The sequence below is a fragment of the Isoptericola variabilis genome (genome assembly GCF_050311655.1).
Lineage (GTDB): Bacteria > Actinomycetota > Actinomycetes > Actinomycetales > Cellulomonadaceae > Isoptericola > Isoptericola variabilis.
Genome location: NZ_JBNOZM010000008.1, coordinates 110116 through 136119, shown reverse-complemented (window position 1 = coordinate 136119; position 26004 = coordinate 110116). Strand labels below are relative to the sequence as shown.

Here is a 26004-nt window from a genome sequence, read left to right as displayed (position 1 = left end):
AGGGTGCGGTTCACGAACCCTTCACGACTCGCGTACGACGGGCTCGCCCCGGCTCCTGCGCGTCGTCACGACCCGTGGAACACTGCCGGGGCGACGCCGTCGCGCCGCACCGACCCGGCGTGGGAGGATGTCCGACTCGTCCCACCAGGGCAAGAATGTCCCGAGTATCGGCGCCCTGCCCCCGCCACTATCCTGGCGACGCCGGGGCACCCACCATGTACGGAGGTCTGCACGTGTCCGACGAGCGCACGCTCTTCCCGATCACCATGCGCGGTTACGACCGCGCGCAGGTGGACGGTCACATCGCCCGACTCGAGCAGGCGCTCGAGGAGGCCCGCCGGAACGTCGAGAGCACCGACGCGCGCGCCATGCAGATCTCCTCGGAGCTCGCGCTCGCGCAGCGCCAGCTGCGGGAGAACGAGAAGCCCTCCTACGCCGGGCTCGGCTCGCGCGTCGAGCGCCTGCTGCGCTCCGCGGAGGAGCAGTCCACCGAGGTGCTCACGCAGGCGAACCAGCAGGCCGCCGACATCATGGCGCGTGCCAAGCTGTCCGCCGGCCAGGTGCGCGCCCGGGCGGAGTCCGAGGCCTCGGAGCTGCTGGGCAGCGCCCGCCGCGAGGCCGAGGAGATCCGGTCCACGACGGCCGCCGAGGCGGAGGGCACGCTGCTCGCCGCCCAGCGCCGCGCCGAGGAGCTCGTCGGCTCCGCGGAGCGCGAGGCCGCCCTCATCACGAGCACGCTGTCCGCGGAGGAGAGCGAGCGGCGCGCCACGCTCGAGCGCGAGATCGGCGTGCAGCGCTCCACCGCGGAGCGCGAGACGACGGAGCTGCGGGTGGCGGCCGAGCGCGACACCGCGCAGCAGAGGGCGCAGGCCGCCGCGGAGGCCGCGGCGTTGCGCGAGGAGGCCGACCGCGAGTCGACCGACCTCCTGGAGCGCACCCGCCGGGAGGCCGCCCGCATCATCGCCGAGGCCAAGCACCAGGCCGCCGAGGCATCGGACGCCGTGACGACCGAGCTCGAGCAGCTGCGCGAGCAGGCCCGCGCCGCCCTGGCCGACGCCGAGCTCGAGATCGCGCAGCGCCGCGAGCAGGTGGAGCACGAGGCGGCCGCGCGCCACGAGACGGCCCGCCAGGAGACGGACCTGCTCGTCCGCGCCGCCGAGGAGCACGCGGCCGAGGCCGAGCAGCGGGTCGCCCTGGCCCTGCAGCAGGCGGAGAAGGTCCGCGCGGAGTCCGACGCGTACGTCAAGGCGCTCGTCGCGGACGCCCGCCGCACCGCCGACGGGATCGTCGCCGAGGCTCGCGAGTTCAGCGAGACGATGGTCAACGACGCGCGCGTCGAGGCGGAGAACCACCGCTCCACCGCCGCCCGCCAGCTCGAGGACCTCACCCGCCGGCACGACTCGATCAACTCCTACCTCGAGGAGCTGCGCGGCCTGCTCGGCGCCGAGAAGTCCGCGCCCGAGACACCGGCAGGCGCCGGCCAGCCGCTCGGCGTCGTGCAGGTGACCGTTCCCGCTCCGCCCGCGCCGCCGGCCGCGACCGTCGCCGAGCCTGACGCTCAGCCCGACGACGAGCCCGTCGCGGAGCCCGACGACGAGCCCGCCGAGGCGGACGCACCGGACCCTGCCGACGAGCAGCCCGTGGAGGACGCCACGCCGGAGCCGTCCGAGCCCGCCGACGACGCCGCCGACGCCGGGGCGGAGAGCGAGGCCGAGCAGGAGACCCCGGCGCCGTCCAAGGCCTGAGCCTCGCACGGAGACACCGCGGGCCCGCCACCGACCGGTGGCGGGCCCGCGGCGTCTCGCGTCCGGGTCAGCTGGTCGACGCGGGCCGGTACTGCCAGGGCCAGCGGGGCGGGTGGGACTCCTCGGCCACGCGCCGGTGCAGCAGCCCGATGGCGGCGGCGACGGTGGCCGGGTCCTCGACGGCGCTCATGTGCCCCGTCGCCGGGACGACGGTCAGCGCGCCGTCGCGCGCGGCGTGCACCATGTGCTCGGCCTCGACCAGCGGGGTCACCTGGTCCTCCGCCCCGACCACCACGGAGACGGGCCCGTCGAACGTGCGGAGCACGTCGGTGCGGTCCGGGCGGGCCGCCATCGCGCGCTGCGCCCACGCGACGCCCGTCGGCGACTGCGCGCGGATCCAGGACTCGAGCAGCGGGAAGAGGTTCCGCCGCTTCTCCACGCTCGTCGGCCCGAGCAGCGTGCCCGGCATGCTGAGCACGGGGTCGAGCGTCTGCCCCTCGGTCACCGCGGCCGCGATCCGCAGCCGGTTGGCGCGGGCGGCGTCGAGGTCGGCGGTCGACTTGGTGTCGACGAGCCCGAGCCCGACGACGAAGCCCGGGTGCCGCTCCGCCAGGGCGAGCGCGACGTAGCCGCCCATCGACAGGCCGACGACGACCGCGTTGCCCTCGCCCTGCTCGCGCATGGTGTGGTGCACGGCGTCGGCGACGTCCTCGAGCCTCGGCGGCATGCCGCCGAGGTCGGAGTGCCCCTGGCCGGGCAGGTCGACGCCGATGGCGCGCACCCCCTCGGGCAGGGCCTGGGCCGCAGCCGCCCACATGCGGTGGTCCACCGGGAAGCCGTGCAGCAGCACGACCGGAGTGCCCGCCCCGTCGTGGAGCGGGTAGGTCGCCAGCGCAGAGGTGGTGGTCATCGTCGACTCCTCGTCATCGCCGTGTCATCGGAACGTCATCGGGACTACCTCATCGCGGCACCGTCTCGGCCTGCCGCACCTCGCCGTCGTAGTGCGTGGGCAGCGGGGCGTGCCCGGGCAGCACGTGCCCCACGATCTCGTCGAGGACCCGGCGCACCGCCGGCTCGCCGACCCACAGGTGCTTCGCGCCGTCGACGCCGATCACCTCGGCCTGCGGGACGCGCGCGAACCGGCGCCGGGCCTCGGCGGGGCGCAGGTAGTCGTCGTGCTCGGGCACCAGGACCACCAGCGGACGGCCGAACTCGGCCCAGCGGTCGAGGTCGGCGTCCGTGGCACGGTGCAGCGGCGGCGACAGCAGGATCGCGCCCTCGACCGCCGGGTCGGCGCCGTGCTTGAGCACCAGCTCGGTGCCGAACGACCACCCGACGAGCCACGGGCGCGGCAGCTCGCGGAACTCGGCGAGCTCGATCGCGGCGGCGACGTCGTACTGCTCCGCCTCGCCGCCGTCGAACGCTCCGCCGGACGTGCCGCGCGGCGACGACGTGCCGCGCGTGTTGAAGCGCAGGACGGCGAGGTCGGCGAGCGCGGGGAGGCGCCAGGCCGCCTTTCGGTACACGTGCGAGTCCATGTAGCCGCCGTGCGTGGGCAGCGGGTGGAACGTCAGGAGCGTCGCGACCGGGTCCCGGTCGGCCGGGAGGGCGAGCTCGCCGACGAGCGTGAGCCCGTCCGCGGTGTGCAGCTCGACGTCCTCACGGCGGGCGGGCAGCATCGTGAGCGAGCGGATCTGGTGTCCGGTGTCGTGTCCGGCGGTTCCGCCGGCGGCGTCGTCGTTCATCGCGTCCAGCGTAGTTCGGCCCGGCGTTCCCGGCCGGTCCTGACCGGGCCTGTCCAGCGCCGGTCAGCGCAGCCGGGCCCGGCGCTCCCAGCAGGACGAGTGCCAGTGCCGCCGGTCCTCGAGGCCCGCGGCCTCGCCCCCGACGACGTCGCGCTGCCACGCGACGACGTGCGGCGTGCCGGGCGGGATCTCCTGCCGGCACGCGGGGCAGCGGTACGCCTTGTCGCCGCCGCGCAGCCGCCGCACCGTCCACTCGCCGTCGGCCGCGCTCTCCCGCCGCACGCCGCCCAGGGCGCGGTCCAGGTCGAGCGGGGGAGGCTCCGCGCCCCACGGGCGCTTGCGGGAGGGTCGACGGGACGGCATGACACCTATTGTCGCCCGGGGCCGGCGCCCGTCGCCGTCACCGGCGCCGTCGACCCGGACCCTCCCGTGCTGCGCCCACGTCCGTCCCCGGATTCCTGGACGGCACGGTCAGGTCGTGCCGTTACAGTGGCCCGGTTCGTCCCCGTCGACCGAAGGACTCCCCCGTGAAGCTCCGCACGTCCGCCGCCGCCGCCGCGCTGGCGCTGGCCGCGGCCCTGACCCTGACCGCCTGCGCCGACGACTCGTCCGGCGACGGCGCCACGCCGTCCGCCTCCGCGTCGTCGTCGCCGGCCACCGAGGCCCCGGAGCCGACCAAGGAGGACATCGCCGCGCTCGAGTCCGTGAAGGTCGAGGGCAAGGTCGGTGCAGAGCCGAAGGTCACCTTCAAGACGCCGCTCGAGGTGTCGGTGCCGACGTCGCGCGTCATCGACGAGGGCACCGGTGCCGACCTCGCCGAGGGCATGAAGGTCACCATGGACACCGTCGCGTTCCTCGGCACCGACGGCTCCTCCCAGGGCTCCAGCTGGGAGCAGAAGGCGCCGCAGAGCTTCATCCTCGGGGACGCGAACTACGGCGTGCTCACCGAGCCGCTGAAGGGGCAGAAGGTCGGCGCCCGCCTGCTCGTGGCCAACCCCGTGCAGGGCCAGGACGGCTCGACGGCCACGATGGTCAACGTCGTCGAGATCACCGACGCGACGAAGATCCCGACGCGCGCCGAGGGCACGGCCGTCGAGCCCGAGAAGGGCCTGCCGACCGTCACGCTGGACGACTCCGGCAAGCCGTCGGTGACCATCCCCGACGGCTACGAGGCGCCCAAGGACCTCGTCGCGCAGACCCTCATCAAGGGCGACGGCGCCAAGGTCACGAAGGACCAGACGGTCACCGCGCACTACACGGGGTGGACGCTCGACGGGAAGTCGTTCGACTCCTCGTGGGACCGGGGCACGCCGAGCTCCTTCTCGCTCCAGCAGGTCATCGCCGGTTGGACGGACGGCCTCGCCGGCCAGACCGTCGGCAGCCAGGTGCTGCTCGTCATCCCCGCCGACCAGGCGTACGGCGCCGAGAAGAGCGACGACAACGAACTCGCCGGGCAGCCGCTCGTCTTCGTCGTGGACATCCTCGACGCGCAGTGATCCCCCGCCGTCGTGGTGACGTCCCGCACGTCACGACGACGGCCCCCCAGGTCAGCAGCACCGCGACGGCGGGCCCCCGGTCACGGGGGCCCGCCGTCGCGCGTAGTCTCGGGTGCCATGAGCGCAGAGCCCACGCCCGCCGAGCCGCCCGTGTCCACCGACGGCGACGCCGCCCCCGAGCGCGAGGTCCTCACCTGGACCCTGCTGCCCGTCGCGATCCGCGAGCTCGCCCAGCAGGTCGTCGACAGCGGCTTCCTGCCCGACGTCGTGATCGCCGTCGCGCGCGGCGGACTGGTGCCCGGCGGGGCGATGGCCTACGCCCTCGGCACCAAGGGCGTGGGCACGATGAACGTCGAGTTCTACACCGACATCGGCAAGACCCTCGACGACCCGCGCGTGCTGCCGCCGCTCATGGACACGTCCGAGCTGCCCGGGTCCAAGGTGCTCGTGGTCGACGACGTCGCCGACTCCGGCCGCACGCTCGCGCTCGTCATGGACATGCTCGCGAAGCAGGGCGCCGACGCCCGGTCGGTGGTGCTCTACACCAAGCCGCGCACGATCATCCGGCCCGACTACTCGTGGCGGGACACCGACCTGTGGATCACCTTCCCGTGGTCGGCCGAGCCTCCGGTGACGGGCGCGCACTCCGCGGACGTCTGAGACGCCTCATGCGGCGCGGGCGAACAGCTCGCGGGCCCGGTCGACGACGAGGTCCGGGCGCTCGTCGACCATGAAGTGCGACACCCCGGGGAGCACGTCGACGGTGAGGTCGTCGGCGTGCTCCTCGTACCCGCCGAGCAGGGCGGGGTTGCTGAGGATGTCGTTCTCGCCGAGCAGCGCGACCGTCGGCACGGCCAGGTGCAGGTTGCGGTAGGCGCCGCGCAGCACCGCCCACAGCTCGCGCCGGACGAAGTCGCGGCAGAGCGCCGAGCCGGCGCGCGCGCCGGCCGGCCGCCGCAGCGGCGCGAGGTACGCCTCGACGTCGGCCTCCGACATCACCGGAGCGTCGCTGCCGTACTCCTGGAGCAGGTGGCGCGGCAACCGCTGCCGGCCCCGAGCCAGGGCGCGGGGGCCCGTCAGCCGGGAGGCGATGACCACCTGGAACCACGTGTGCCGCATCATGAGCAGCAGCCGCGGGTCGAACCGGAGCCACAGGTGGGGCACGCCCATGCTCAGCAGCGAGGCCGCGCGCTCGGGATGCTCGAGGCACAGGTGGAAGCCGACCAGGGCGCCCCAGTCGTGGGCGACGACGTGCGTCCGATCGATGCCGAGCACGTCGAGCAGGCCGACGACGTCGGCCAGGAGCCGGTCGCCCGTGTAGCCGTCCGGCGGCGCGGCGGTCCAGCCGAACCCGCGCAGGTCGGGGCACACCACGCGATGGTCGGCCGCGAGCGGGCCGATCGCCCCGCGCCACTCCCACCAGTGCTCCGGGAACCCGTGGAGCAGCAGCACCGGGTCACCGGTCCCCTGCTCGACGACGTGCATCGCGAGCCCGTCGACGTCGACCCATCGGTGGGTGACGCCGGCGAGCTCGGGCATCGGCACCTCGGCCGACGTCTCGCTCACCGCGTTCTCGTCCATGCCTCGACGTTACTACGTTCATAGTGTCATGTCACTAGAATTGTAGTGACTGGGCTAGGGTGGCGCCGTGACACCCCCTTTCCCGCCCCGACGCCGCGCGCTCGACGCGGCGGTAGACCTGCTCGGCACCGAGGGACTCCGCGCCCTGACGCACGGGCGCGTCGACGAGCGCGCCGGGCTCCCCCGCGGTTCGACGTCGAACTACTTCCGCACCCGTGCGGCGCTGCTGGCGGGCGTCGCCGATGAGCTCGCCGCCCGCGACCTGGCCGGCCTGTCCGCCGCGCCGGAGCCCCGGTCGGCGGCCGACTTCGTCGACATGCTGTGCGCCGGCTTCGCGCAGGCGACCGGCCCCGACCGCGCCGCCACGACCGCCCGTCTCGTCCTCTTTCTCGAGGCGAGCCACGACCCCGACCTGCGCGGGCGCGTCAACCGCGGCCGGGAGGCGCTCCTCGACTGGGGCGAGCGGATGGTGGGCCGGCTCGGCGCCGCCGACGCGCGCGCGACGATGGTCGCCGTCTCCGGCGCCTACGAGGGGCTGCTGCTGCACGCGATCTCCCGCCACGACCCGACCGACCCGCGCCCCACCCTCGAGCTCGTCGTCGGCGCGGCGCTGCGTCTTCCGGCGTGACCCGTCACCCCGACGCCGAACAGGCGGTCGCGCACCTTCCGATGACTCAGAAGGTGCGCGACCGCCTGTTCGGCAGGGTGGCAGCGAGGGTCAGAAGTCCCAGTCGTCGTCCTCGGTGGCCACGGCCTTGCCGATGACGTACGACGAGCCCGACCCGGAGAAGAAGTCGTGGTTCTCGTCGGCGTTCGGCGACAGCGCGGCGAGGATGGCCGGGTTCACGGCCGTGTCCTCCTTGGGGAACAACGCCTCGTAGCCCAGGTTCATCAGGGCCTTGTTGGCGTTGTACCGCAGGAACGCCTTGACGTCCTCGGTGAGCCCGAGCTCGCCGTACAGGGCGTCGGTGTACTCGACCTCGTTCTCGTACAGCTCGAAGAGCAGCTCGAACGTGTACGCCTTGAGCTCGTCTTGCCGGGTCTGGCTGACCTGCGCCAGGCCCTTCTGATACTTGTAGCCGATGTAGTACCCGTGCACGGCCTCGTCGCGGATGATGAGGCGGATGAGGTCGGCCGTGTTGGTGAGCTTGGCGCGGCTGGACCAGTACATCGGCGCGTAGAAGCCGGAGTAGAACAGGAACGACTCGAGCATCGTCGAGGCGACCTTGCGCTTCAGCGGGTCGTCGCCGCGGTAGTAGTCGAGCACGATCTCGGCCTTGCGCTGCAGGTGCGGGTTCTCCTCCGACCAGGCGAACGCCTCGTCGATCTCCCGCGTCGAGATCAGCGTCGAGAAGATCGACGAGTAGCTCTTGGCATGCACCGACTCCATGAACGCGATGTTCGTGTACACCGCCTCCTCGTGCGGCGTCAGCGCGTCGGGGATGAGCGACACCGCGCCGACCGTGCCCTGGATGGTGTCCAGCAGCGTGAGGCCCGTGAACACGCGGGTGGTCATGAGCCGCTCGGCGTCGTTGAGCGTGTGCCACGACTGGATGTCGTTCGACACCGGCACCTTCTCCGGCAGCCAGAAGTTGCCGACCAGGCGGTCCCAGACCTCGAGGTCCTTCTCGTCCTGCAGCCGGTTCCAGTTGATCGCGGTCACGCGATCGATGAGCTTGAGCTTCCCCGTGGGCGACATGGCTCGATCTTCCTCTTCCTCAGGTGCCTTCCGGCGATTTCGCGTCCTCGGTGCAGTATCTGCACTCAGGACTGAAGCGCCCTTGGTTGGTGTGGTATCGGGTGTGCGCACTCCGCGCACTGGACGGCTTGGGCACGCCCTTCTGCGCAGCCGACATCTTTGCTCGGGTCTCCGCGCTCGCCTTCTTGCCGAAGTTCGGGTTGCGTTCACCCTTGCGCATCTCGGACAGCGCCGCCCGCGACTCTGCCGACATCGTGTGGCCGAAGCTCGGGTGGTCCTTGCCGAACTTGCCGTAGTTGGGATTGTCGGGGCCGACGAAGGTGCCCTTCCTCTCCTCGGACCACTTCGCACGCTGCTCCGCGGTATGACTCCGCCCGTAGAACGGGGCGAGCGGACCCGGACGGCTCACACCCTTCCGCCCGGTCGCTCGCTGCCGTGCCGCCTCGCGCATCTCCTCGGTCCACTCGACACCTGTGGGTCCAAGACCGCCGTCTGCGATATTCAGCAGCCGGTGCCCTTCATCGCGTAGCGAGGCGATCCAGATGATCTCCGACTCCCCCAGCGATTCGAGGCTCCCCCACTCGGTGTCCAACGGGTCGACCACGACTTCCTCCGCGTGCTTCCGAAGCCAGTCGTAGAAGGCTGTCTTCCGACCCGACCGCGCGTTGCTCAGGTGGCGTCGAAGGCGAACCGTTGGGCGCTTCGTCGTCAGGCCTACGTACCGGTACTCCTCCGAACCACGCAGGCGCACGCCATAGACGACACCGAATGCCTTTCGGGTGCTCGACTCCACGGAGATCATCTGTCAGTCCTCACAGCATGCAGCTGACGCAGCCCTCCACGGACGTCCCCTCGAGAGCCAACTGCCGGAGACGGATGTAGTACAGCGTCTTGATCCCCTTGCGCCAGGCGTAGATCTGCGCGCGGTTGACGTCGCGCGTCGTCACCGTGTCGGGGAAGAACAGCGTCAGCGACAGGCCCTGGTCCACGTGCTGCGTCGCGGCGGCGTAGGTGTCGATGATCTTCTCGTAGCCGATCTCGTACGCGTCCTGGTAGTAGTCCAGGTTGTCGTTCGTCATGTACGGCGCCGGGTAGTACACGCGACCGAGCTTGCCCTCCTTGCGGATCTCGATCTTGGCGGGCACGGGGTGGATCGACGACGTCGAGTTGTTGATGTAGCTGATCGAGCCCGTGGGCGGCACGGCCTGCAGGTTCTGGTTGTAGATGCCGTGCTCCATGACCGAGGCCTTGAGCGCGCGCCAGTCGTCCTGCGTCGGGATCGCCACGCCGGCGTCCGCGAAGAGCCGCGCGACGCGCTCCGTGGCGGGCTTCCACTCGCCGTCGGTGTACTTGTCGAAGTACTCCCCGGTGGCGTACTTGGAGTCCTCGAACCCGCCGAACGCGGTGCCACGCTCGATCGCGAGGCGGTTCGACGCCGCGATCGCGTGGTAGGCGACCGTGTAGAAGTAGATGTTGGTGAAGTCGATGCCCTCGTCGGAGCCGTAGTAGATCCGCTCGCGGGCGAGGTACCCGTGCAGGTTCATCTGGCCGAGACCGATGGCGTGCCCCAGGTCGTTGGCCCGCTTGATCGACGGGACCGACTCGATGCTCGTCTGGTCGGAGACCGCCGTCAGCGCGCGGATCGCGGTGTCGATCGTCTTCGGGAAGTCCGGCGAGTCCATCGTCTTCGCGATGTTCAGCGAGCCGAGGTTGCAGGAGATGTCCCGGCCCACGTGGTCGTACGACAGGTCCTCGTGGAACGTCGACGGCGTCGAGACCTGCAGGATCTCCGAGCACAGGTTCGAGTGCGTGATGCGACCCTTGATCGGGTTCGCCGCGTTCACGGTGTCCTCGAACATCACGTACGGGTACCCGGACTCGAACTGCAGCTCCGCGATCGTCTGGAAGAAGTCGCGGGCCTTGATCGTCGTCTTGGTGATCCGGTCGTCGGCGACGAGCTCGTCGTACTTCTCCGTGATGGAGATGTCGGCGAACGGCTTGCCGTAGACGCGCTCGACGTCGTACGGGCTGAAGAGGTGCATGTCGGCGTTCTGCTTGGCGAGCTCGAACGTCACGTCCGGGATGACGACGCCGAGGGAGAGCGTCTTGATGCGGATCTTCTCGTCCGCGTTCTCCCGCTTGGTGTCGAGGAACCGCATGATGTCGGGGTGGTGCGCGTGCAGGTACACCGCGCCGGCGCCCTGGCGCGCCCCGAGCTGGTTGGCGTACGAGAACGAGTCCTCGAGCAGCTTCATCACGGGGATGACGCCGGACGACTGGTTCTGGATGTGCTTGATCGGCGCGCCGTGCTCGCGGATGTTGCTCAGCAGCAGGGCCACGCCGCCGCCGCGCTTGGACAGCTGCAGGGCGGAGTTGATGCCGCGCGCGATGGACTCCATGTTGTCCTCGATGCGCAGCAGGAAGCAGGAGACGGGCTCGCCGCGCTGCGCCTTGCCCACGTTGAGGAAGGTCGGGGTCGCCGGCTGGAACCGTCCCGAGACGACCTCCTCGACGACGTCGCGCGCGACCTGCTCGTCGCCGTCGGCCAGCCCGAGGGCGACCATCGAGACGCGGTCCTCGAAGCGCTCGAGGTACTTCTTCCCGTCGAACGTCTTCAGCGTGTACGACGTGTAGTACTTGAACGCACCGAGGAACGACTCGAACTGGAAGTCCTTCGAGTACGCGAGCCGGAACAGCTCCTTGACGAACGTGCGCGAGTACTTCTCGAGGACGGCCGGGTCGTAGTACTTGTTCTCGAGGAGGTAGTCGAGCTTCGCGTCGAGCGTCTCGAACTGGATGGTGTTCGGCACCACGTGCTGCTCGAAGTAGGCCGTGGTGGCCTCGCGGTCCTTGTCGAACTGGATCTTGCCGTCCGGTCCGTACAGGTTCAGCATCGCGTTCAGCGCGTGGTAGTCGAGCTGCACGCCCTGCAGCGGCACGGGGGTGGCCCCCGCGAGCTCCGGGTCCGTCGTCGAGCTCACGCCGAGATCAGTGACTGTCGTTGCCAAAATCGTCCCAATCCGTCACGGACGCGCCGGGCGTCCTCAGCCGTCCCCAGGAGTTCGAAGGCGTACAGGTAGGGCACCTGGCACTTCGCGGAGATGATGTCGCCGGCGATGCAGTACGCAGCGCCGAAGTTGGTGTTCCCCGCGGCGATGACGCCGCGGACGAGCGACCGGTTGTGCGGGTCGTTGAGGAACTCGCGCACGCGCCGTGGCACGGCGCCGCCCTCGTTGCCCCCGCCGTAGGTCGGGACCATGAGCACGTAGGGCTCGGTCACCGTGAGGAAGCCGTCCGTCTTGCGCACCGGGATCCGGTGCACGGACATGCCGAGCTCGTCGAGGCCGAGGCGCTGGACGAACCGGTGGGTGTTCTCCGACACGCTGGAGAAGTAGACGAGAGAACCCATTGCGCTCAGCCTCCCCCCGGATGCTGCTTCCCGACCGGCGCGGGCGCCGCCGCGGACCACGCCGCTGCAGAACCTGTCGCCGAAGACGCACGGCGCCCCGGGTCGGGATCGAAGCCCGGGGCGCCGGCCGTTCGTGGGGTGCGGGAGCCGCGCGCTGCAGGCCCCGCGTGTTGTCGAGTCTGTGCCGAGTCGTGCTCGAGCCGGCGGTCAGGCCGAGACGGCCTGCTGCGCCGCGACCGCGGCGATCTGGTCGGGGCGGAAGCCCGACCAGTGGGTGTCACCGGCGACGACGACGGGAGCCTGCAGGTAGCCGAGCCCGCGGACCATCTCGAGCGCCTCGGCGTCCTGGGTGATGTCGACCACGGAGTACTCGACACCCTTCCGGTCGAGGGCGCGGTAGGTCGCGTCGCACTGCACGCAGGCCGGCTTGCTGTAGACCGTGATGCTCATGTGTCTCTCCCTCTCTGCGCTCCCCGCCGGGGGGCTTCGTCCGACCCGTGCCGATGCCCTGCGAGCCGGTCCCTCGACGGGCCTCGAAAGAGCCCGGACCAGGGATGACGCCCGTGGAACTACGCCGGTGTGCTTTGTTCGAAGGGCTGTGCGCCCCGCGTGCTCCAAACACTACACCTAGTGGTCGGGGCGCGCGCGGGACCGACATGTTGTGGTTGACACCGCTGTCATTCGTCGAACACCCCTCGCCTCACACGCTCATGAACAGCGTCCCACGGGTGTCCGACACTCCTCGTCCACAGGGTGGGCGAGGCTCCGTCAACACCACCTCGAGGCGCCGTTCCGCAGCACCGTGCGGATCCCGTCCGGATGTCCACAGGCAGTGGGCGACCGGCGTCCACAGCGTGTGCGCGACGGCGGGTCGTCGCGCACCGCGGTCCGGGGCGGGCCGACCCCCGCGCACCCGTGCCGGGACAGGCCGGCAGATCGGACATTCCCGGCGCTGAACGGGTCGAAATCTCGTCGAGCTCGTCGGCGTGTCGCGCGCGGTGGTGTGTCGCACACCGCGCCGGCCGGTCAGGCCTCGGGACCGCGCCCGGCGGCCGGGCCCGCGGCGGGCGGCACCGGGACGGGACGCCAGCCCTCGGGGTCGACGCCGCCCGGCACCGCCGTCGCGGGGTCGTAGGGCGCACGCGTGAAGTGGAAGGTGCCGACGTCGAGGGCCTCCGCGGGCGTCCCGACCCCGACGGGGCGGAGGCGCTCGCCGCGCCAGTAGCCGCCCTCCACGCCGATCCATCCGCCCTCGGACGACCGGGCGAACACCGTGCTCCGCCCGTCCGTCGCGCTCAGGTCCAGGCGGCCGTCGGCGAGCGGGGACAGCGTGTACGGCGTCGGCCCCCAGTACCAGGTGCCGGCCAGGCCCAGCACCCCGGGCTCGGCGTCCACCGTCCCTCCCGTGCCCTCGGCGGCCGCGAGCACGGGCCCGTCCAGGAGGTCGAGCAGGAACGAGGCGTCGCCGAACCCGGCGGTCGAGCTGCCGCAGACGGCGACGACGTCACCCGTCGCGGGGTCGGCGCGCAGCGTCGCGGTGAACCCGGGCACGGAGCCCCCGTGGCCGACGGTGCGGCGGGCGGGCCCCCCGACCGCCCCGGGCCCGTGGTGCACGGAGACCCCCAGCCCCCAGGCGGCCGTGAACGGGACGTCGTCGTCCACCACCGCGCGCGGCGTCGCCATGCGACGGCGCCACGCGAGCGGGAGCACGTCGTCGCCCGCGCCGGCGCCGTCGCCCGCGCCGACCAGCCACGACCCGAACCGCACGAGGTCCGCCGGCGTCGACCACACCTCGCCCGCCGGCCCCATCGCGCCGTAGGCGGCCACGGGCTCGACGAGGACGGCGTCGGCGTCGGGGTGCACGGCGTAGCCCACCGCGGCGTCGCCCGGGGGCGTGCGGCCGGTGCCGGTCATGCCGAGCGGCGCCCAGACCTCGTCGCGCAGGACGGCGTCCCACGACCGGCCGTGCGCCTCCTCGAGCAGCCGGCCCAGCACGGCGTAGCCCACGTTGGAGTAGTGGTGGCGCTCCCCCGGCTCCCAGAGCGGCTCGACGCCGGACGCGACGAGCTCGTCCCACGAGCCCGCGCCGTGCCGCTCCCACCACGGCCCCGGCGGCTCGGCCGGCAGGCCCGCGGTGTGCGTGAGCAGCTGGGCGACGGTGGCGTCGGGAGCCGGGGCGTCCGCGAGGTGCCGCCCGACCGGGTCGTTCAGGCCGAGGCGCCCGGCGACCACCAGCCGCAGCACCGCGACCGCCGTCATGGGCTTGGTGATCGAGCCGATCCGGAACGCCGTCCCCGCCGTCGACGGCGCCCAGCCCGCGGTACCGGTCCACACCATCTGTCCGCCGCGCCCCACCGCGGCGGACAGCGCCGGCACCCGGCGCTCCTGGCACCGCCCACGCAGGGCGTCGTCGAACCGGGTGGGGCGCTCGTCCGGGGCGGGGACGGACGGCGGGGCGGGGTGCGCTGCGGTCATGCCCGCACCGTAGTGCCGAACAGGCAGGACCGGGCGACCGTCAGGGGGCGACGGCGGTGACCGGGGGCAGCTCGCCGGAGGTGGCGAGGCGGCTGTACCAGTGGGCGGAGTCCTTCCAGGTGCGCTCGCCCGTCGGGTAGTCGACGTGCAGGATGCCGAAACGCTTGGAGTAGCCGTAGCCCCACTCGAAGTTGTCCATGAGCGACCAGGCGAAGTAGCCGCGCACGTCCGCGCCGGCGTCGCGCGCGGCGCCCACGGCCTCGACGTGGTCGTGCAGGTAGGCCACGCGCCGGTCGTCGTGCACGCGGCGCTCGCCGTCGTCCACCACGAGCTCGTCGTCGAAGGCCGCGCCGTTCTCGGTGACCGCGAGCGGCAGGTTCGGGTAGGTGCGGTGCAGCCGCAGCAGCAGGTCCGTGAGGCCGGAGGGCTCGATGTTCCAGCCCATCGCCGTGTACGGGCCGGGCTGCTCGGCGAACTCGACGTCGGTGACTCCGATCCACGGGCTGTGGCTCGACGCGCCGTGGCCGTCGTTCTCCGACCGCTCCCCCTGACCGTCGAAGTGCCGCACGGTGACCGTGGAGTAGTAGTTGACGCCGAGGACGTCGAGGGGCTGGCGGATCTGCTCCAGGTCCCCGTCGCGCACGAAGGACCAGTCGGACACGTGCGCCGTGTCGGCGAGCAGGTCGTCGGGGTACGCGCCGTCGAGGATGGGGCCCAGGAAGGCCCGGTTGGCCAGCGCGTCGATCTTCCGGACGGCGTCGGCGTCGCCCTCGGACGCCGCGTCCGCAGGCCGGATCGCGTGCAGGTTCAGCGTGATCGACACCTGGGCGCCGGGCAGCACCTCGCGGATCGCCTGCGCCGCGAGACCGTGCGCCAGGTTGAGGTGGTGCACGGCCGCGAGCGCCGCGGCGGGCTCGGTGCGGCCGGGCGCGTGCACGCCGGAGCCGTACCCCAGGTAGGCGGAGCACCACGGCTCGTTGAGGGTGGTCCAGGCCTCGACACGGTCGCCGAGCTCGACGGCCATGTGCCGCGCGTACTGCGCGAACGCCGACGAGGTCTCCCGGTTCGCCCAGCCGCCGGCGTCCTCGAGCTCCTGCGGCAGGTCCCAGTGGTACAGGGTCACGAACGGCCGGATGCCGCGCTCGCGCAGCGCGTCGAGCAGGTCGCGGTAGAACGCGACACCCTCGGGGTTGAGCGGGCCGCTGCCGCCGGGCTGCACGCGCGACCACGAGATCGACAGGCGGTAGGCGCCGACGCCGAGCCGGTCGAGGTGGTCCACGTCCTCCGCCCAGCGGTGGTAGTGGTCGCAGGCGACGTCGCCCGTGTCACCGCCCTGCGTGCGGCCGGGCGTGTGCGAGTAGGTGTCCCAGATCGACGGGCCGCGGCCACCCTCGGCCGCCGCCCCCTCGATCTGGTAGGCCGCGGTCGCGGTGCCCCACAGGAAGTCGGCGGGGAACGTGCGGGCGGCCGTCGCCTCGTCGACCGTCTCGGTCGCGGTGGCCGTGGACGTGCTGGTCATGGTTCTCGGTCCTCGATCCTGGAGGTCATGGCGGGTGGCGGAGAGGGTGTGGGAGCGCTTCCACGCGTGATCAGTGTAGGTCACGGGAACAGGCCGGACCCGGCGGCGTCGCCTTCGAGCACGCGATCCGTCGCGGCATGACGGCGGACGGCGCGACGGATCGCATGCTGGAAGGCGACTCAGACGGCCAGGGTGGCCGTGCCGGGGCCGGCGGCCGTGGCCGTGCGCCCGCCCGCCCGGACGGTCCAGGCGCCCGGGGCGTCGTCGGTCGTGACGACGACCTCGTCGGCGGCGCGACGGACCCGGAAGTGCGCCGCCTCGCCGTCGGGCCCGCCCGTCGGCACGGAGGTGACGGCGTCGTAGCCGTCCGGCAGCTCGACGCAGCGCAGCTCCACGCCCTCGGCCCACGCGTAGTCGGGCCGGTCGGTCCGCGCGCCCACCGGCAGCACCGTGCCCGGTCGCACCAGCACCGGCAGCGAGTCGAAGCCGTGGGTCTCGGTGACCCACCGCGGACCCGTGACCGTCTCCGCGTGCGCGCCGTCCGCGCCGTCGAGCAGCCGCGTCCAGGTGCCCTCGGGCACGTAGTACTCGACTGTGCCGTCGGCCCGGAAGACCGGGGCCACGAGCAGCGAGCCGCCCAGCATGTACTGCGTGTCGACACCGAACGTCGCGCGGTCGGCGGGGAACTCCAGGACCATCGGCCGCATGATCGGCGTGCCCGCGGCGTGCGCCTCCTCCCCCGCCGCGGCGAGGTAGGGCATGAGCGACATCTTGAGGTGCGTGAAGCGGCGCGCGACGTCGACCGCCTCACCGTCCGTGTCGCCGTCGAAGGCCCACGGCACGCGGTACGACGACGAGCCGTGGAACCGCGAGTGGCTCGACAGCAGGCCGAACGCGAGCCAGCGCTTGAACACCCCGGCGTCGGGGGTGCCCTCGAAGCCGCCGATGTCGTGGCTCCAGTAGCCGAAGCCCGACAGCGCGAGCGACAGCCCACCCCGCAGGGACTCCCCCATCGAGGCGTAGGTCGAGTCGCAGTCGCCGCCCCAGTGCACCGGGAACTGCTGCCCGCCCGCCGTGGCCGACCGGGCGAAGACGACGGCGTCGCCCCGTCCGCGGCGCCGCTCGAGCAGGCGGAAGACCAGCTCGTTGTACAGCTCGGCGTAGTAGTTGTGCATCTTGCGGGGGTCGGAGCCGTCGTGCCAGACCACGTCCTCCGTGGGCACCCGCTCGCCGAAGTCCGTCTTGAAGGCGTCCACGCCCTGGTCGAGCAGGCGCTCGAGGTGGCCGAGGTACCAGTCCGCGGCCTCGGGGTTCGTGAAGTCGACCAGCGCCATCCCGGCCTGCCACAGGTCCCACTGCCACACCCCGCCGTCGGTGGTGCGCAGCAGGTAGCCCTTGGCTCGCCCCTCGTCGAACAGCGGCGAGCGCTGCCCGATGTACGGGTTGATCCAGACGCTCACCTTCAGGCCACGGTCGTGCAGGCGGGCGAGCATGCCCTCCGGGTCGGGGAAGACCCGGGGGTCCCACTCGAAGTCGCACCACTGGTACTCGCGCATCCAGAAGCAGTCGAAGTGGAAGACGCTCAGCGGCAGCCCGCGCTCGGCCATCCCGTCCACGAAGCTCGTGACCGTGGCCTCGTCGTAGTCGGTGGTGAACGACGTCGACAGCCACGTGCCGTACGACCAGGCGGGCACGCGAGCGGGCCGGCCGGTGAGGGCGGTGTACCGCCGCAGCACGTCCTTCGGCGTCGGGCCGGCGATCACGTAGTACTCGAGCGACTGGCCCTCGACCGAGAACTGGACGCGCGTGTTCACCTCGGACGCGACCTCGAGCGACACCCGCTCGGGGTGCGCCACGAAGACGCCGTACCCCTTGCTGGTCAGGTACAGCGGCACGTTCTTGTACGCCTGCTCGCTGGACGTGCCGCCGTCCTCGTTCCAGACGTCGACGGACTGCCCGTTCTTGACGAACGGCCCGAACCGCTCGCCCAGGCCGTACACGTGCTCCCCGGGCTCGAGCGTCAGCTGCTCGTGCACCCAGGCGCCACCCTCGAGCGGGCCCGACGTCGCGGTCATCGCACCTACGGACTTCGGCAGGCTGGAGGTGAGCACACGGCCGTCGTGCTCGACGTCGACGTGCCAGTCGCCGCCGCGGTGCACGCGCACGGTGAGGCCGCCGGTCTCGAGCACGCCCTCCGTCTCGTCGACCTTCACGACCGGGAGGAAGCCCGGCTCACCCCGCACGGCGAACTCCGGCCCGCGACGCGCGGCCCCCGCGAAGTGCTCGACGCGGACCCGCACGACGCCCGGTGCGGGCGACGAGTACGTGACCGTGAGCATCGGCCGGTTGAGCGTGTCGCCCCGGTGCCGGATGCGCGCGGTGGGGGCGTAGACGGTCATCGTGCCCGCCGCCTCGTCGACGCGGACGTCGTCGACCTCCACCGCGTACAGCGGTGCGATGCCGCGGCGGGTCTGCCAGTAACCGTCGGTGAACTTCATCAGGGTGCACCTACTCCGTGCTGTCGTGTCGATGGTGGCGCGGGGCACCGGGACTCGCCGCGCGAGGCCGTCACGCCCGCGCACCGTGCCCCGCGGAGCATGGGTCCTCCTCGTCGAGTCCAGCGCCGCGGCGGCCGTGCCCGGGCCCGCCGCGTCGAGTCGCGCCGATCAAATCGAAGCGCTTCGACGGTGAGTATCGACCTCGGGCGGACGGTCGTCAAGCGGGCGACCCTCGGCCGGTCGACCGTCGGGACCGGCGGCGGCCCGGACGGTCGAAGCGATTCGCGTCCGGCCACTACGCTCTCCGACCATGCCGACCATGGGCGAACTCCCCGCGACGACGCACGTCCTGCACACCGACCGCAGCGCCACGAGGTGGGTCGAGGCCTACCCGGTGGGCAACGGCCGCCGGGGGGTGATGTGCGCGGGCCGCGCGGGGGTCGAGCACCTCTGGCTCAACGACCTCACCGCCTGGTCCGGCACCCCGGACGCCGACCCGCTGGCCGGGGCGCGCGCCCGCGGCCCCGAGCACCTCGCCCGCGTGCGCGCCGCCGTCGACGGCGGAGACGTCCGCGGCGCCGAAGCCCTGCTCGCCGAGATGCAGACACCGTGGGCGCAGGCGTACCTCCCGCTCGCCGAGCTCGACGTCGCCGTCGAGCCCGTCGACGAGCCCGCCGCCGCGGCCGCGACCCCCGCACCGACGCCTCCCCGCGGCGTCGTGCGGCGCGAGCTGGACCTGCGCACCGGCGTCGCCACCCACACGTGGGAGCACCCGGTGGCCGGCCGCGTCGTGCAGGAGACCTGGGCCGACTCCCGGGGCGGCGCGGTGGTGCACACCGTGCGCGCCGCGCGACCGGTCCGCCTGGTGGTGCGCGTCGAGAGCCTGCTGCGCGCCTCGGCCCGCCCGGCCGCGGATCTGCGCACGGCCCTCGACGCCGCCCGTCCGGCCGGCGCCCCCGCCGCACTGGTGCGGACCTTCGACCTTCCCGTCGACGTCCCGCCGTCGCACCACCCCGAGGGCGAGCTGCGGTACGACGCCGCGCGCGGCCGCACGGGGGCCGTCGCGGTCACCGCCGCCGACCACGACGCCATGCTCGACTCGCTCGACGACGGCGCGCTGCGCACCGGCGTCGCGCGCACGCACGTGCTGCTGGTCGCCACCGCCACGACCGACCCGCCCGGCGAGGCGGACGCCGCGCCGCCGGCCGACCGCCTCGCGGCGCAGCTCGCGGCCGTCGACCCGAGCCACGACGCGGCCTCCCCCGTGCCCGCCGACGCGACCGTCGACGCGCTCCGCGAGCGCCTGCGCGCGGCGCACGTCGCGGAGCACGCGCGGCAGTACGGACGGGTGGACCTGGCCCTGCCGTCGCCGGCGGACGCCGTCGACCTGCCGACCGACCGCCGCGTGCCGGCCGCCGCCGACCGCCCCGACCCCGGCCTCGCGGCGCTCGCCTTCCACTACGGGCGCTACCTGCTGCTGTCGTCGTCCCGCCCTGGCGGCCTGCCCCTCACACTGCAGGGCCTGTGGAACCCGTGGCTGCCGGGCCCGTGGAGCAGCGGCTACACGCTGAACATCAACCTCCAGATGGCGTACTGGGCGGCCGGGACGACCGCGCTGGCCGAGAGCCAGGAGCCGCTGCTGCGCTACGTCCGCCGGCTCGCCGCCGGGCCGGGCGCCGCCGTCGCGCGCGACCTGTACGGAGCCGCCGGCTGGGTCGCTCACCACAACTCCGACGCGTGGGGACACGCGGCCCCCGTCGGCAACGGCCGCGGCGAGGCCAAGTGGTCCGCATGGGCGCAGGGCGGCACGTGGCTGGCCCAGCACCTCCTGGAGCACCACCGGTTCACGGGCGACGACGCCGAGCTGCGCGCGGCGTGGCCCGCGCTCCGCGGGGCGGGCGAGTTCGCGCTCTCCTGGGTGCAGACGGCCGGGGGCGACCACGGGCGCCCGGAGCGGGCCTGGACCAGCCCGTCGACGTCGCCGGAGAACCAGTTCGTCGCGCCCGACGGCGAGCCCGCCGCCGTCACGACGAGCGCCGCGATGGACGTGGCGCTGCTGCGCGCGCTGGCCGGCGGGTGCCGCGAGGCCGCGGGCGCGCTCGGGCTCGACGACGCCGACGAGCCGTGGCTCGCCCGCCTCGAGGCCGTCGTGGCCGCGCTCCCCGACCCGGCGGTCGGCTCCCGTGGCGAGCTGCTGGAGTGGGGCGAGGAGGTGCCGGAGGCGGAGCCGGAGCACCGGCACCTGTCGCACCTCGCGGGGCTCTATCCCCTCGGCGACCTGGACCCGACGACGACACCGGAGCTGGCGCGGGCCGCCGCGCGCAGCCTCGAGCTGCGAGGCCGGGAGTCCACGGGGTGGTCGCTCGCCTGGCGGATCGCGCTGTGGGCGCGGCTCGGCGAGGGCGGGCGGGCCCACGACCAGGTGCTGCTGTCGCTGCGCCCCGCCGACGGGCCCGACGGACGGCACTCGGCCGGGCAGCGGGGCGGGCTGTACCCCAACCTGTTCAGCGCGCACCCACCGTTCCAGATCGACGGCAACCTCGGCCTCACGGCGGGCGTCGCGGAGATGCTGCTGCAGTCGCACCGGCGGGAGGACGGCGCGATCCGCCTCGACCTGCTGCCGGCCCTGCCCCCGGCGTGGCCCGACGGCGAGGTCACCGGCCTGCGGGCCCGCGGCGGGGCCGAGGTCGACCTCGCCTGGCGCGACGGCGCGCTCACCCGGGCGCGGCTGCGCGCGCCGGCCGACCGGGCGCTCGACGTCGTGGTGCGCCACGGCGGCGTGGCCACCGCGGGAACCAGCGTCTCGGCGGCCGCGGGCGCTACCGTGATCCTCGACGTGCCCGCCGACCTCCCGGTCGCGGGCGCCGCCGTCCCCCACGCACCCAGGAGCTAGCCCGTGGCCACCATCGAGGACGTCGCGAAGGCGGCGGGAGTCTCCGCGTCGACCGTCTCCTACGTGCTCTCCGGCAAGCGGTCGATCTCCGCGCCCACGCGACGTCGCGTGGAGCAGGCGATCGCGACGCTGGGCTACCGGCCGCACGCCGGCGCGCGCGCCCTCGCCTCGGCGCGCACGGAGGTCATCGGGCTCATGATCCCGCTGCGCTCCGGCATCGACGTGCCGGTGATCATGCAGTTCGCGGGGGGCGTCGTGACCCGGGCGCGGGAGCACGCGCACGACGTCCTGCTGCTCACCCAGGACGACCTCGAGGGCTTGGAACGCGCGACGAACGGCTCGATGGTGGACGCGCTCGTCGTCATGGACGTCGAGGCGGACGACGCCCGCATCCCGATCCTCACCCGCTCCCGGCAGCCGTCCGTCCTGGTGGGCCTGCCCCGGGACGCGTCGGGGCTGTCCTGCGTCGACCTGGACTTCGAGGCCGCCGGCCGCCTGGCCGCGCAGCACCTCGCCGAGCTCGGGCACCGGCAGGTGGCCATGCTCGGCGCGCCGCCGGAGGTCGTGGACCGGCACACGTCGTACGTGGACCGCGTGATGCGCGGGTTCGCGCAGGCCGCGCCGGAGCACGGCCTCGACGCGCAGGTCGTCGCCTGCCCCGGGGCTCCCGCGGAGGTGGCCCGCGTCGTCGACGAGCTCCTCGCGGAGGCCCCCGGCACCAGCGGGCTCTTCGTGCACAACGAGCGCGCCCTGCCGCACGTGCTGTCCCGGCTGCGCGACGCGGGGCGGTCCGTGCCCGAGGACGTGTCCGTCGTCGCCCTGTGCCCCGAGGACGTCGCGCTCGCCCAGCAGGTCCCGATGACCGCGATCGACCTGCCCGCGGCGACGATCGGCAGCCTCGCCGTGGACATCGTCATGTCCCGGCTCGACGGCGGCCAGCACGCGGAGACCCGCCTGCTGACGCCGGTGCTCACCACCCGAGGCAGCACCGCCCGGCGGTAGCCCCCGACCCCCGCGAGGGCGCCGGGCAACAGGTCACGACCCGGCTCCGGATCGCCGCACACCATTGCGCTACCGGTCACGGGAGTGATATCAATTCGAAGCGCTTCGACACGGTGGCCGCCGGTGGCCGCCGAGCGCGCGAGAACCATCACGAGGGAGTGACAGGTGAGCCTCACCCAGGGAGCGCCGCTGCTCGACCGCGGCCCCGCCGACGCACCGGACCGCGAACGCGCGCGCCGGAGCGAGGAACCGTCGCCGCACCGCCGCGACCGGAGGCGCCGGGGCAAGAAGCCGTCGCCGACGATGTTCCTCGTCATCCTCCCGTTCCTCGTGCTCGTGCTCGCGTTCTCCTACCTGCCGCTCGTCGGCTGGGCGACGGCGTTCTACGACTACAAGCCCGCCCTCGGGCTGTCGGGCAGCGAGTTCGTCGGGTTCCAGTGGTTCCGGATGCTCGTGTCCTCCCCCACGCAGCTCCAGCAGATCGGGCAGGTCATGGCGAACACGCTCGCCATGAGCTTCCTCGGGATCGCGACCTCCCTGCTGCCCGTCTTCTTCGCGATGCTCCTCAACGAGATCCGGGCACCCTGGTTCAAGAACGCGGTGCAGACCCTCACGACGCTCCCGAACTTCATCTCGTGGGTGCTCGTCTACATGATCGCGTTCTCGCTCTTCTCCACCTCGGGCCTCGTCAACTCGGTGCTGAACGACTGGGGCATCATCACCACGCCGATCAAGTTCCTCGACACCGGCGAGCACGTGTGGCTGACGATGCTGCTCTGGAGCCTCTGGAAGGGCCTCGGGTGGGGCGCGATCATGTACCTCGCCGCCATCAGCTCGATCGATCCGGCGCTCTACGAGTCCGCCCGCATCGACGGCGCCGGCCGCTTCCAGCTCATGCGGTACATCACCTTCCCGCAGCTGATGCCCACCTACGTGGTCCTGCTCGTGCTCTCGATCGCGAACATGCTCAACAACGGCATGGAGCAGTACTACGTGTTCCAGAACGCCTTCAACAAGGAGCACATCCAGGTGCTGGACCTGTACGTCTACAACATCGGCATCACCGGGAACAGCCTGTCGATGGCGACGGCGTTGGGCATGCTGAAGAGCGTCATCTCCGTCGTCCTGCTCGTCACCGCCAACGCGATCGCCAAGCGCGCCCGCGGCACGTCGATCATCTGAACGGGGACGAGACGATGTCGATCACCAGCCCTGCCCTCAAGCGCGCGCGCGGCGACGTTCCCTTCGCGATCGTCAACTACGCCGGCTTCCTGCTCTTCGCGCTCCTGTGCGCCTACCCGTTCTACTTCCTCATCATCAACTCGGTCAGCGCCAACGACATGAGCGCCCTGGGTCAGGTCCGGCTGTGGCCCGAGGGCCTCCACCTGTCGAACTACGCGCAGATCCTGCAGCTCGACGGGCTGTCCGCCGCGGCGATCGTGTCCGTGGCCCGCACCGTCATCGGCACGGCCTGCACGGTGCTGGCGTCCGCGTTCCTCGGCTTCATGTTCACCCAGGAGCGGATGTGGAAGCGCTCCCTCTGGTACCGGCTGGTCATCTTCACGATGTACTTCAGCGCGGGGCTGATCCCGATGTACATCACGATGAAGACGCTGGGGCTCACGAACTCGTTCTGGGTCTACATCCTCCCGGCGATCGTGCAGCCCTTCAACATCATCCTCGTCAAGACGTACGTGGAGTCGATGCCCGCCTCGCTGCAGGAGGCGGCCGAGATCGACGGCGCGGGGACGCTCCGGGTCTTCTTCCGGATCATCCTGCCGAACATGACGCCGATCCTCGCCACGGTGGCGATCTTCACGGCGGTGGCCCAGTGGAACTCGTTCCAGGACACGCTGCTGTACATCACCGACCAGAAGCTCTACTCCCTGCAGTACCTGCTCTACACGTACACCAACCAGGCGAGCAGCCTGGCGCAGGCGGCGCAGAACGCTCAGGGGAACCTGGGGGCCCTGGCCACGGCGGCCACCACCCAGACACCGACGTCGATCCGCATGACGGTCGCGGTGCTCGTGGTGCTCCCCATCCTCTTCATCTACCCGCTCTTCCAACGCTATTTCGTCAAGGGAATCATGCTCGGCGCGGTCAAGGGCTGACCGTGCCTCGTCGCACGCACGAAGGGGTGTCATGAAACTCAGGAAATCGGTCGCCATGGTGGTGGCCCCGTTGGTCGGGGTGCTCGCGCTCGCGGCCTGCTCGCCCGGCGGGTCGGACGACGAGCCGACCAACGTCAACCTCGACCAGGACTGGTCCAAGGCCGACCCGATCACCGTCGACGTCTACGACGGCCTGGCCAACTACATGGGCATCCAGAACGGCTGGTTCGGGAAGGTCGTCAAGGACAAGTTCAACATGGAGCTCAACATCATCGCCCCCAACGTCGCGGGGGGCGGTGACACCCTGTACAACACCCGCGTCTCGGGCGGCGACCTGGGTGACCTCGTCGTCGTCGACAAGGGCCAGCAGATGGACGAGCTCGTGGAGGGCGGCCTCCTCCTGGACGCGAGCGACTACTACGGGTCGATGAAGAACGTGCCGCAGTACGACCCGGCGGTCCAGCACCTCAACGAGGGCAAGGAAGGCATCTACGGCTTCCCGACCTCCGTGTCGAGCCTCAAGCCCACCGAGCCGTCGGAGGGCCTCGAGCCCACGTTCGGGCCCTACCTGCGCTGGGACCTGTACGCCAAGGCCGGCTACCCGGAGATCGGGACGCTGGAGGACCTCCTGCCCGTCCTGAAGGACATGCAGGACGCGCAGCCCAAGGCCGACAACGGCCAGAAGGCGTACGCCGTCTCCCTGTTCAAGGACTGGGACGGGAACATGATGGTCACGGCGAAGCAGCCGGCCACCCTCTACGGGTACGACGAGATGGGCTTCGTCCTCGCGAAGGCGGACGGCTCCGACTACCAGAGCATCGTCGACTCCGACTCGGAGTACGTCCGCGCACTGAAGTTCTACTACGACGCCAACCAGATGGGCCTCGTCGACCCCGAGTCGACCACCCAGAACTACGACACCATGTTCACCAAGTACCAGAACGGCCAGGTGCTGCTGTCCTGGTGGCCGTGGCTCGGGCAGTCGGCGTACAACACCGACGCGAACATGGCCGACGGCAAGGGCTTCGAGCTCGCGCCGCTGGCCGACCAGCAGATCTTCTCCTACGGCGCCGAGGTGTACGGCGGCAAGCAGATCCTCGGGATCGGCTCCGGCGCCGAGGACCCGGCCCGCCTGGCGGCGTTCATCGACTGGCTGTACTCGCCCGAGGGCGTCAACATGAACTCGTCGCAGACCGGCGCTGCCGCGGGGCCCGAGGGGCTCACGTGGGAGCTGGGCGAGAACGGCGAGCCGGCACTCACCGACTTCGGCACCAAGGTCTTCCGCGAGGGCGGCGCCGACGTGCCGGCCGAGTGGGGCGGCGGCGCCTACGTGGACGGGGTGTCGACCCTCAACGTGTCGACCGTCCTGCCCAAGGACGTCAACCCGGAGACGAAGTTCCCGTACAACTACACGTTCTGGCCGAGCTACCAGGAGCAGGTGAAGAACCCGCTGTCCGAGGACTGGAGCGCCCGGATGGGGGACGCCACCTCGACCATGGAGTACCTGCAGGCCGAGAACCAGCTCGTCGTCGCCCCGGGCTCGAGCTACACCGCCCCGGCGGACGACTCGGAGATCGAGGCCATCCGCAGCCAGGTCAAGGCGTCCATCATCGAGCACTCCTGGAAGATGGTCTTCGCGAAGAGCGACGCGGAGTTCGACTCGCTCCTGGCGGACATGCAGAAGACCGTCGACGGCCTCGGCTACGCCAAGGTCCTCGAGTTCGACATGGGCAACGCCAAGGCCCAGAACGAGGCGCGCGTGGCCGTCGCCAAGGAGTTCGGCTGACGTTCACGACGCGCTGACCGGTCGCCGGTCGTCGCACGTCGA

At 72.1% G+C, this 26004-nt stretch carries 21 protein-coding genes; 9 read left to right on the top strand and 12 right to left on the bottom strand.

Annotated features, from left to right (window positions below; all coding sequences use genetic code 11):
* The first annotated feature begins 233 nt into the window (after positions 1 to 233).
* Positions 234 to 1745 carry a coiled-coil domain-containing protein gene (locus ACQP60_RS17415; RefSeq protein WP_429735174.1) on the top strand — a complete coding sequence of 504 codons (1512 nt, stop codon included), beginning with the start codon at positions 234 to 236 and terminating at the stop codon, positions 1743 to 1745.
* Positions 1746 to 1812: 67 nt separating this feature from the next.
* On the opposite strand, the gene ACQP60_RS17410 is transcribed toward ACQP60_RS17415, so the two are convergent.
* The 3 genes from ACQP60_RS17410 to ACQP60_RS17400 all read right to left on the bottom strand — a co-directional run bounded on the left by ACQP60_RS17410 (position 1813) and on the right by ACQP60_RS17400 (position 3853).
* Positions 1813 to 2655, bottom strand: coding sequence for an alpha/beta fold hydrolase (locus tag ACQP60_RS17410; RefSeq protein WP_429735171.1), 843 nt, complete (start codon positions 2653 to 2655; stop codon positions 1813 to 1815).
* 49 nt (positions 2656 to 2704) lie between these two features.
* Entirely contained in the window at positions 2705 to 3490 is a 786-nt protein-coding gene (locus tag ACQP60_RS17405) for an alpha/beta hydrolase (protein WP_429735169.1), read from the bottom strand.
* A gap of 63 nt (positions 3491 to 3553) precedes the next feature.
* Complete coding sequence (locus tag ACQP60_RS17400; protein ID WP_429735166.1) at positions 3554 to 3853, bottom strand: hypothetical protein; 300 nt, start codon at positions 3851 to 3853, stop codon at positions 3554 to 3556.
* Between the two features lie 164 nt (positions 3854 to 4017).
* Between ACQP60_RS17400 and ACQP60_RS17395 the strand changes: the two genes are divergently transcribed.
* On the top strand, positions 4018 to 4986 hold the full coding sequence (locus tag ACQP60_RS17395) for an FKBP-type peptidyl-prolyl cis-trans isomerase (protein ID WP_429735164.1): 969 nt from the start codon (positions 4018 to 4020) through the stop codon (positions 4984 to 4986).
* A 117-nt stretch (positions 4987 to 5103) separates the two neighbouring features.
* On the top strand, positions 5104 to 5646 hold the full coding sequence (locus tag ACQP60_RS17390) for a phosphoribosyltransferase (protein ID WP_429735162.1): 543 nt from the start codon (positions 5104 to 5106) through the stop codon (positions 5644 to 5646).
* 6 nt (positions 5647 to 5652) lie between these two features.
* On the opposite strand, the gene ACQP60_RS17385 is transcribed toward ACQP60_RS17390, so the two are convergent.
* Positions 5653 to 6567, bottom strand: a complete 915-nt coding sequence (locus ACQP60_RS17385; protein WP_429735160.1) for an alpha/beta fold hydrolase — start codon at positions 6565 to 6567, stop codon at positions 5653 to 5655.
* A 67-nt stretch (positions 6568 to 6634) separates the two neighbouring features.
* On the opposite strand from ACQP60_RS17385, the gene ACQP60_RS17380 reads away from it, so the two are divergent.
* Positions 6635 to 7195, top strand: a complete 561-nt coding sequence (locus ACQP60_RS17380; protein WP_429735158.1) for a TetR/AcrR family transcriptional regulator — start codon at positions 6635 to 6637, stop codon at positions 7193 to 7195.
* A gap of 90 nt (positions 7196 to 7285) precedes the next feature.
* Here ACQP60_RS17380 and nrdF read toward each other — a convergent pair whose 3' ends face one another.
* From nrdF to yicI, 8 genes are all read right to left on the bottom strand, one after another.
* Positions 7286 to 8266 (bottom strand): class 1b ribonucleoside-diphosphate reductase subunit beta, encoded by a 981-nt coding sequence (nrdF, locus tag ACQP60_RS17375; RefSeq protein WP_429735155.1) that lies wholly within the window; start codon positions 8264 to 8266, stop codon positions 7286 to 7288.
* Positions 8267 to 8285: 19 nt separating this feature from the next.
* A complete protein-coding gene (locus ACQP60_RS17370) occupies positions 8286 to 9068 on the bottom strand; it encodes an NUMOD3 domain-containing DNA-binding protein (RefSeq protein ID WP_429735153.1) in 783 nt (260 codons plus the stop codon).
* Positions 9069 to 9078: 10 nt separating this feature from the next.
* The gene (gene nrdE / locus ACQP60_RS17365; protein ID WP_429735347.1) at positions 9079 to 11205 is read right to left on the bottom strand and encodes a class 1b ribonucleoside-diphosphate reductase subunit alpha; all 2127 of its coding nucleotides are present in this window, start codon (positions 11203 to 11205) and stop codon (positions 9079 to 9081) included.
* A gap of 38 nt (positions 11206 to 11243) precedes the next feature.
* A complete protein-coding gene (gene nrdI / locus ACQP60_RS17360) occupies positions 11244 to 11675 on the bottom strand; it encodes a class Ib ribonucleoside-diphosphate reductase assembly flavoprotein NrdI (protein ID WP_429735151.1) in 432 nt (143 codons plus the stop codon).
* A 207-nt stretch (positions 11676 to 11882) separates the two neighbouring features.
* Entirely contained in the window at positions 11883 to 12125 is a 243-nt protein-coding gene (nrdH, locus tag ACQP60_RS17355; RefSeq protein WP_416345666.1) for a glutaredoxin-like protein NrdH, read from the bottom strand.
* Positions 12126 to 12701: 576 nt separating this feature from the next.
* On the bottom strand, positions 12702 to 14150 hold the full coding sequence (locus ACQP60_RS17350; RefSeq protein ID WP_429735149.1) for a serine hydrolase domain-containing protein: 1449 nt from the start codon (positions 14148 to 14150) through the stop codon (positions 12702 to 12704).
* A gap of 40 nt (positions 14151 to 14190) precedes the next feature.
* On the bottom strand, positions 14191 to 15669 hold the full coding sequence (locus ACQP60_RS17345) for a GH1 family beta-glucosidase (protein ID WP_429735147.1): 1479 nt from the start codon (positions 15667 to 15669) through the stop codon (positions 14191 to 14193).
* Between the two features lie 179 nt (positions 15670 to 15848).
* Positions 15849 to 18167, bottom strand: a complete 2319-nt coding sequence (gene yicI, locus ACQP60_RS17340; protein ID WP_429735144.1) for an alpha-xylosidase — start codon at positions 18165 to 18167, stop codon at positions 15849 to 15851.
* A 319-nt stretch (positions 18168 to 18486) separates the two neighbouring features.
* On the opposite strand from yicI, the gene ACQP60_RS17335 reads away from it, so the two are divergent.
* The 5 genes from ACQP60_RS17335 to ACQP60_RS17315 all read left to right on the top strand — a co-directional run bounded on the left by ACQP60_RS17335 (position 18487) and on the right by ACQP60_RS17315 (position 25962).
* Positions 18487 to 21060 (top strand): glycosyl hydrolase family 95 catalytic domain-containing protein, encoded by a 2574-nt coding sequence (locus ACQP60_RS17335; protein WP_429735142.1) that lies wholly within the window; start codon positions 18487 to 18489, stop codon positions 21058 to 21060.
* Positions 21061 to 21063: 3 nt separating this feature from the next.
* On the top strand, positions 21064 to 22062 hold the full coding sequence (locus tag ACQP60_RS17330; RefSeq protein WP_429735140.1) for a LacI family DNA-binding transcriptional regulator: 999 nt from the start codon (positions 21064 to 21066) through the stop codon (positions 22060 to 22062).
* 165 nt (positions 22063 to 22227) lie between these two features.
* Complete coding sequence (locus tag ACQP60_RS17325; protein WP_429735138.1) at positions 22228 to 23244, top strand: ABC transporter permease; 1017 nt, start codon at positions 22228 to 22230, stop codon at positions 23242 to 23244.
* A gap of 14 nt (positions 23245 to 23258) precedes the next feature.
* A complete protein-coding gene (locus ACQP60_RS17320; RefSeq protein WP_429735136.1) occupies positions 23259 to 24176 on the top strand; it encodes a carbohydrate ABC transporter permease in 918 nt (305 codons plus the stop codon).
* 31 nt (positions 24177 to 24207) lie between these two features.
* On the top strand, positions 24208 to 25962 hold the full coding sequence (locus ACQP60_RS17315; protein WP_429735134.1) for a type 2 periplasmic-binding domain-containing protein: 1755 nt from the start codon (positions 24208 to 24210) through the stop codon (positions 25960 to 25962).
* Positions 25963 to 26004: the final 42 nt, after the last annotated feature.